6 protein-coding genes are annotated in these 7,674 nt (G+C 64.9%); 5 read left to right on the plus strand and 1 reads right to left on the minus strand.

Translation table 11 applies throughout. The annotated features are described in order from the left end of the window. Positions 1 to 391 precede the first annotated feature (391 nt). The 5 genes from VD972_RS07355 (at position 392) to VD972_RS07375 (ending at position 7,020) form a co-directional block, all read left to right on the plus strand. Positions 392 to 2,455, plus strand: a complete 2,064-nt coding sequence (locus tag VD972_RS07355; protein WP_324982819.1) for a serine protein kinase — start codon at positions 392 to 394, stop codon at positions 2,453 to 2,455. Positions 2,456 to 2,457: 2 nt separating this feature from the next. Then, positions 2,458 to 3,570, plus strand: a complete 1,113-nt coding sequence (locus VD972_RS07360) for a DUF444 family protein (protein ID WP_324982822.1) — start codon at positions 2,458 to 2,460, stop codon at positions 3,568 to 3,570. 33 nt (positions 3,571 to 3,603) lie between these two features. Continuing rightward, positions 3,604 to 5,097 carry a SpoVR family protein gene (locus VD972_RS07365; protein ID WP_324982825.1) on the plus strand — a complete coding sequence of 498 codons (1,494 nt, stop codon included), beginning with the start codon at positions 3,604 to 3,606 and terminating at the stop codon, positions 5,095 to 5,097. 32 nt (positions 5,098 to 5,129) lie between these two features. Beyond that, positions 5,130 to 5,714, plus strand: a complete 585-nt coding sequence (locus tag VD972_RS07370) for a hypothetical protein (protein WP_324982828.1) — start codon at positions 5,130 to 5,132, stop codon at positions 5,712 to 5,714. Between the two features lie 103 nt (positions 5,715 to 5,817). Next, the gene (locus VD972_RS07375) at positions 5,818 to 7,020 is read left to right on the plus strand and encodes a M23 family metallopeptidase (protein WP_324982831.1); all 1,203 of its coding nucleotides are present in this window, start codon (positions 5,818 to 5,820) and stop codon (positions 7,018 to 7,020) included. Positions 7,021 to 7,029: 9 nt separating this feature from the next. On the opposite strand, the gene VD972_RS07380 is transcribed toward VD972_RS07375, so the two are convergent. Beyond that, complete coding sequence (locus VD972_RS07380) at positions 7,030 to 7,623, minus strand: DUF2378 family protein (RefSeq protein WP_324982834.1); 594 nt, start codon at positions 7,621 to 7,623, stop codon at positions 7,030 to 7,032. Positions 7,624 to 7,674 lie beyond the last annotated feature (51 nt).

Consider the following 7,674-nt stretch of genomic DNA (forward strand, 5'->3'; position numbering starts at 1 on the left):
CAGGCGTACGGGTTGCGCGTCACAAGTGTGCGTCGTTATGTCCATCCCCATGAGACATTGCCCCACAGTGTGCCGTCAGATCGGCTGAATGCCCGGCTTCGGACGTTCACTGATGGGGGGATGACCCGCTGGACCCTACCCCCCGGGACTGGGGTCCTTATAATCAGGATGCCTTTTCACCCCGTGGAGGGTGTGCCCACCCGTGGCACCCCCGACACGTGCTGACCACGCGGTCCCACTCCGCGGCGGGGTCCCGAATTGGCGCCAGGAGCGTTGTTCGCCTGGGACCCGCTGGCGGGGTGGATCGGAATGGGTACCTACCCCCCCAGGTTCAAATTCTGGCCCCCCGCGTGCGCGACTCCCGCGCCCTCGGGGGCCGCGAGGGAGAGACATGAAGGACGCTGAGAAGGTTTCGTGGGTCTCGAAGATCGCCGCGCTGCAGGACACGAAGACCTACGCCGAGCTCACCTGGGAGGGCTCTTTCGAGGACTACCTCGAGATCGTCCGCAAGAACCCCAAGATCACCCGCACCGCCTACCAGAGGATCTACGACATGATCCTCAGCTACGGGAAGACCGAGTACATCGACAACAAGAAGAAGCTCACCCGCTACACCTTCTTCAGTGACGAGAAGTTCGGCGGCCGGGACGCCATCTTCGGCCTCGATGTGCCGCTGATGAAGCTCGTCAACGTCTTCAAGTCCGCCGCCCAGGGCTACGGCACCGAGAAGCGCGTCATCCTCCTGCACGGCCCCGTGGGCTCCTCCAAGTCCACCATCGCCCGCCTGCTCAAGAAGGGCATGGAGGAGTACTCCAGGACGCCCGAGGGCGCCGCGTACACCTACTCCTGGACCACCGACAAGAAGCAGCCGGACGGCTCGGTCGCCAAGGAGAAGATGAAGTGCCCCATGAACGAGGAGCCGCTCAACCTCATCCCCAAGGAGTGGCGCTCGAAGATCTTCACCGAGCTGTCCCCGCCGGAGAGCGGCTACACCATCCCGGATGGCAGCGAGCTGTGCCCCGCCTGCCGCTTCGTCTTCAAGGAGCTGATGACGCAGTACCAGGGTGACTTCGCCCAGGTCATGAGCCACATCCGCGTCAACCGGCTCATCTTCAGCGAGAAGGACCGCATCGGCATCGGCACCTTCCAGCCCAAGGACGAGAAGAACCAGGACTCCACCGAGCTCACCGGCGACATCAACTACCGCAAGATCGCCGAGTACGGCAGTGACTCGGACCCGCGCGCCTTCAACTTCGACGGCGAGTTCAACATCGCCAACCGCGGCATCATCGAGTTCGTCGAGGTGCTCAAGCTGGATGTGGCCTTCCTCTATGATCTGCTCGGCGCCTCGCAGGAGCACAAGATCAAGCCGAAGAAGTTCCCCCAGACGGACATCGACGAAGTCATCATCGGGCACACCAACGAGCCCGAGTACAAGAAGCTCGAGAACAACGAGTTCATGGAGGCCTTGAGAGACCGCACGGTGAAGATCGACGTGCCGTACATCACCAAGCTGGGCGAGGAGGTGAAGATCTACGAGAAGGACTTCAACTCGCGCGCCATCAAGGGCAAGCACATCGCCCCCCACACGCTGGAGATGGCCGCCATGTGGGCGGTGATGACGCGCCTGGAGGAGCCCAAGAAGCACAACCTCTCGCTCCTGCAGAAGCTCAAGCTCTACAACGGCAAGACGCTGCCCAACTTCACCGAGGACAACATCAAGGAGCTGCGCAAGGAGTCCATCCGCGAGGGCCTCGAGGGCATCTCCCCGCGCTACATCCAGGACAAGATCTCCAACGCCCTGGTGAGCGACAAGGGCGAGGGCTGCATCAACCCCTTCATGGTCCTCAACGAGCTGGACGCCGGCCTCAAGACGCACTCGCTCATCAACAGCGAGGACTCCCGCAAGCGCTTCAAGGAGCTGCTCACCACCGTGAAGCAGGAGTACGAGGACATCGTCAAGAACGAAGTCCAGCGCGCCATCTCCGCCGACGAGGACGCCATCGGCAAGCTGTGCGGCAACTACATCGACAACATCAAGGCCTACACCCAGAAGGAGAAAGTGAAGAACAAGTACACCGGCCTCTACGAGGAGCCGGATGAGCGCCTCATGCGCGCCATCGAGGAGAAGATCGACATCCCCGAGAGCCGCAAGGACGACTTCCGCCGCGAGATCATGAACTACATCGGCGCGCTCGCCGTGGAGGGGAAGACGTTCAACTACCGGACCAACGAGCGGCTCCACAAGGCGCTGGAGCTGAAGCTGTTCGAGGATCAGAAGGACAGCATCAAGCTGAAGAACCTGGTGTCCAGCGTGGTGGACAAGGAGACGCAGGAGAAGATCGATCTGGTGAAGGACCGGATGATGAAGAACTACGGCTACTGCGAGATCTGCTCCACCGACGTGCTGAACTTCGTGGCGAGCATCTTCGCCCGAGGGGACGCGAAGGAGTAGCCGTGTCTCTGAAGATCCACCAGGACCACTCCCGCTTCAAGGCGATCGTCCGAGGGAAGATCAAGGCCAACCTGCGCAAGTACGTGCAGAAGGGCGAGATGCTGGGCAAGAAGGGCAAGGATGCCATCTCCATCCCCATCCCCTTCATCGACATCCCGCGCTTCAAGTACGGCCACAAGGAGCAGGGCGGCGTCGGACAGGGAGAGGGCGAGGTGGGTCAGACGCTCGGCCCCGGGCAGGTGCAGCCTGGGGACGGGCACGGCCAGGCCGGCCAGGGCGAGGGCGAGCACGCCCTGGAAGTGGACGTCACCCTGGACGAGCTGGCGCAGATCCTGGGCGAGGAGCTGCAGCTGCCCAACATCGAGCGCCGGCACAACGAGAAGATCGTCACCCAGAAGATCAAGTACACGGGCATCAACACCACCGGCCCGGAGTCGCTGCGCCACTTCAAGCGCACCTTCAAGCAGGCGCTGAAGCGGCAGATCGCCACCGGCACGTACGATCCGAAGAACCCGGTCATCATCCCCACGCGCGAGGACCGGCGCTACCGCAGCTACAAGCTCCAGGATCTGCCGGAGACCAACGCCGTCATCATCTACATGATGGACGTGTCCGGCTCCATGGGCGACGAGCAGAAGGAGATCGTCCGCATCGAGAGCTTCTGGCTCGATACGTGGCTGCGCCACCAGTACAAGGGCCTGGAGTCCCGCTACATCATCCACGACGCGGTGGCGCGCGAGGTGGACCGGGAGACCTTCTTCCACACCCGCGAGTCCGGCGGGACGATGATCTCCAGCGCCTACAAGCTCTGCCGGGACATCATCGCCGCGGACTACCCGAAGAGCGCGTGGAACATCTACCCGTTCCACTTCTCGGACGGGGACAACTGGAGCGCGGACGACACGCGGCAGTGCATCGACATGCTGCGAAACGATGTGCTGCCCAACGTGAACCAGTTCGCCTACGGCCAGGTGGAGAGCCCGTACGGCAGCGGCCAGTTCATCAAGGATCTGCGCGATGCCGTGGGGGATCAGACCAACGTGTCCCTCAGCGAGATCGCCGACAAGGACGCCATCTACAACTCCATCAAGGACTTCCTCGGCAAGGGCCGCTGAAGCGCCGCCTGCCCCCCACGGAGCTCGAGCCCGATGCCCAAGAGCCTCACACCCCGCCTGGCCGCGCTGAACGAGGAGATCCTCGGGTATGCCCGCGAGTTCGGGCTCGACTTCTTCGAGACCGTCTTCGAAGTCGTGACGTATGACGAGATGAACATGGTGGCCTCCTACGGAGGCTTCCCCAACCGCTACCCGCACTGGCGCTGGGGCATGGAGTACGAGCAGCTCTCCAAGGGCTACGAGTACGGCCTGTCGAAGATCTACGAGCTCGTCATCAACAACGACCCCTGCTACGCGTACCTGCTGGAGAGCAACGCGGACGTGGACCAGAAGCTGGTCATGGCCCACGTGTACGGCCACTGCGACTTCTTCAAGAACAACTTCTCCTTCCGCCACACCAACCGGCGGATGATCGACGAGATGGCCAACCACGCCACGCGCGTGCGGCGGTGGATCGACAAGATCGGCGTCGAGAAAGTCGAGGACTTCATTGACCGGACGCTGAGCCTGGAGAACCTCATCGACCAGCACGCTCCGCACATCCGCCGCAACCCGGATCCGAAGCGGGCCGAGGACGAGGCCAAGGCCAACGAGCGCGTGGAGGGCTTCAAGGTCGGCCGCGAGTACATGCGCGGCTTCATCAACCCCAGCGAGTTCCTCGACTCCCAGCGCAAGAAAGTCGAGGACGAGAAGCAGCGCTCCAAGAAGTTCCCCGAGCGCCCCCAGCGCGACGTGCTCTACTTCCTGCTGGAGCACGCCCCCCTGGAGCCGTGGGAGGCCGACATCCTCAGCATCCTCCGGGACGAGGCCCACTACTTCGCCCCCCAGGGCCAGACGAAGATCATGAACGAGGGGTGGGCCAGCTACTGGCACTCCACCATCATGACGCGCCGCGCCCTGAAGGATGAGGAGATCATCGACTACGCGGACCGCCACTCGGGCACCATGGGCACCCGCCCCGGCGCGCTGAACCCCTACAAGCTGGGCATCGAGCTGTGGCGGGACATCGAGGAGCGGTGGAACAAGGGCCGCTTCGGCAAGGAGTGGGACGAGTGTGATGACCTGCGGGCCCGCGGCTCGTGGGACAAGAAGCTGGGCGCCGGCCGCGAGAAGATCTTCGAGGTCCGCAAGCACTACAACGACATCACCTTCATCGACACCTTCCTCACCGCCGAGTTCGCCCTGGAGCAGAAGCTCTTCGTCTACGGCTTCAACGACAAGCGCAACTCCTGGGAGATCCTCGACCGGGAGTTCCGCAAGGTGAAGTCCAAGCTGCTGCAGGGGCTGACCAACTTCGGCCAGCCCATCATCGAGGTGATGGACGCCAACTTCGAGAACCGCAGCGAGCTGCTCCTGGCCCACAAGCACGACGGGCAGGATCTGAAGGGCGACTATGCCCGGGAGACTCTTAGAAACTTACAGTCTCTCTGGCGTCGCCCTGTCAACATCATTACGAAGTACGATGGCAAGGGCGTCATGCTACGCTACGACGGCCAGAACCACTCGGAGAAGAAGGTCGACCTCTAGAGCGTCTCTGGGGTTGCCGGAGCAAAGAACGGATGGGCTCGCGCATCGAAGCAGTGGAGGTGCTGTCTTTCAGGCTCGAGCTGCCCAGGCTGGCGCTGGAGCGTCTCCCGTCGGAGCTGGGTTCTGCCCTGCCCGTACGTGTCGAGAAGGAAGAGGACGGCACGCTGTGGGTGGAACACGACGGCCAGGAGAGCTTCCTACGCTTTCACCTGGAGGGTGATGGCGCGGAGCTGGTGGAGATCTCCATCGCCCACGATCAGCAGGGCACCTTCTTCCAGAAGGTGCTGGGCGCCCTGATGGTGCGCTTCCACGGCGATCTGCGGGCGCGGCTCGTGTTTGATCCGCGGGAGCGCCCCGCCCAGGAGCCCTGGGCGGAGGTGAGCATCGAGCGCGGCCGGACGAGCTGGCCCGGCCTGGCGACCCAGTCCGCCGCCGTCCGCCTGGCCCACGCCGCCGCCGAGGGTGGCAGCGTGGGGGCCTCGGGCGAGGGCGAAGAGCCGCCCTCTGAGGAGCCCCTCACCCCCGAGGAGGAGGAGCTGTCGCGACTGCTGGCCCGTGCCGAGACGGCGTGGCAGGAGTACCAGCGCCTCAAGCGCCAGCGGCAGCAGCCGAAGTAGGCCAGGGGCACTGAAGAGCAGGCAGCCGGGCGGGCGGGCGATATTCCCCGGCCAGGAGTTGGGCAGGAGCGAGGACCTCTTCTACACTCCTGTATCAGCGCTCATGAGAACCGTTCCCCTGCTCTGCCTCGCGGCCCTGCTGGCTGCCCCGCTCGCCTTCGCGTCCTCCAGCTATACCGTCAAGAACCGCCGCATCGAGCCGCGGCAGACGCTCGCGCAGGCGCTGCATGATGCGGCGCTGCCGGATGCGCAGGTGGAGGCCGTGGTCTCCGCGCTGGAGGGCGTGTTCGACTTCCGCAAGTCCCGCCCGGGCGATCAGTTCCGCCTCGTCCTGCGCGAGGGTGTGCTGGACTTCTTCGACTACCGGCAGAGCGCGGTGGACGAGTGGCAGGTGCGCCGCGACGGCGACAAGTACGTGGGCAGCAAGCGCACCATCGAGGTGGAGAAGCAGCTCTCCCTGGTGACGCTGGAGATCAGCAGCTCGCTCTACGAGGCGGCGCTGGCGGCGGGCGAGGATCCGAGCATCGGCGTGGTGCTGGCGGACGTGTTCGCCTGGGACATCGACTTCTACCGGGATCCCCGCAAGGGCGACAAGGCCCGGGCGCTGGTAGAGAAGTTCGTCTCCAAGGGCCGGGTGCTGCGCTACGGCGAGGTGCTGGCGGCCGCCTACGAGGGCGGGCTGGTGGGCTCCAAGCGCGTCTTCCGCTACCAACCGGCGGACGGGCAGCAGGCCAACTACTTCCAGGAGGACGGCTCCAGCGCGCGGAAGACGTTCCTCAAGAGCCCACTGAAGTTCGCGCACGTCACCAGCGGCTTCGGCTCGCGCTTCCACCCGGTGCTCCAGTACCTGAAGAACCACAACGGGGTGGACTACGGCACGCCCATTGGCACGCCGGTGTGGTCGGTGGCCGACGGGACGGTGACGAAGGCCCAGAACACGGGCCCGGGCGGCAACACCGTCTGCGTGCGGCACACCAACGGCTTCGAGACGTGCTACCTGCACCTGTCCAAGTACGGTGCCGGCGTGCGCGTGGGCTCACGGGTGAGCCAGAAGCAGGTGATCGCCTACTCGGGCAACACCGGCCGCAGCACCGGGCCCCACCTGCACTTCGCGCTCAAGCGCGGCGGGCAGTTCGTCAACCCGCTCAACCAGAAGTTCCCCCGCGCGGAGCCACTGCCCAAGGCCCAGCTGCCGGACTTCCTCGCCCGGACGAAGGAGCTCGCCTCGCAGCTGGACTCCGTGTCCGTGGCCTCGGCCGCTGGCGGCTCGGGCTCGGCCCCACAGGCCTCCGCTCCCGTGCCCTGACCCGGCGCGTCATTCCTCCCACTCGAGGAGGAACTCCGCATGGTCCAGGCCGTGGATGGTGCTCGTCACCTTCCCTTGCACTCCCGTCACCTCGAGCGCGGCGGACAGGGTGCCCTCGTGGAAGAGGGCCGGCTGCATGTCGCCGCGGAAGACGAGGCGCAGCTGCCGAGCCCCTAGCACCTCACACTCGTGGGAGCCGTAGTTCACCAGCGTGGCGTAGGCGATGGAGGTGTTGGCGAACCCCCGCTTGGGGTTCTTGCGGCCCATGATCTTCGCCAGCGCGCGGCCCACCGTGGAGAAGTAGAAGAACTGGTGGAGGCACGCGGCCCCACAGGCGCGGAGCGCCTCCTGCTCGGAGCCCAGGTGGGGTGACAGCAGCTCCGCGGCGGTGAAGAGCAGGCGCGTGAAGTCGCTCGCCGGGTAGGAGAAGAAGTCGATGATCCGCTGCAGGCCCAGCTCCCGGGCCAGCCGCGACGAGGCCTCCTCGCCTGCATGCTCGGCCACCAGTGCGAGGATGGCGTTGAAGGCCAGCCCCCTCACCGTATGGACGGGCCGCACCAGCTCCAGGCGCCGGGCCAGCTCGGTGGTGTGACTGCCGACCATGGGACGTTGGCCTCACTTCCAGCCCTCCTTTTAGCAGACCCTCACGCAACG

The sequence above is a fragment of the Hyalangium sp. genome (genome assembly GCF_035629615.1).
In the GTDB taxonomy this organism is placed as follows: Bacteria; Myxococcota; Myxococcia; order Myxococcales; family Myxococcaceae; genus Hyalangium.